Source organism: Bacillus cereus group sp. N21 (assembly GCF_016483395.1).
In the GTDB taxonomy this organism is placed as follows: domain Bacteria; phylum Bacillota; class Bacilli; order Bacillales; family Bacillaceae_G; genus Bacillus_A; species Bacillus_A pseudomycoides.
On sequence record NZ_JAEHBX010000340.1, the window covers coordinates 1 to 270 of the forward strand.

The window sequence follows — 270 nt, forward strand, 5'->3', positions numbered from 1 at the left end:
ATATAAACGTGGGCACATTTTTAAATGCACTACTTATCGGTCCTATTATGGACTTTTTCTTACAATCAAATATCCTTCCAAACGCTACTCATTATTTATGGATAAACTTACTCATCTTATTTTCCGGTATTGCAATCACAGGTATTGGGGGAGGTATGTATGTTGCGGCTGGAATTGGCGCTGGACCTCGCGATGGATTCATGCTTACTATTTCCGACAAAACGGGACTGTCTATTAGTCGTGCTAGAATCATAGTAGAATGCGTTGTAT

The 270-nt window shown here is 39.3% G+C and carries 1 protein-coding gene; it reads left to right on the plus strand.

All coding sequences use genetic code 11. From position 1 onward, the window contains the following. A partial coding sequence (locus JDS96_RS31105) for a DUF6198 family protein (RefSeq protein ID WP_472926305.1) occupies positions 1-270 on the plus strand: 270 nt, incomplete at both ends.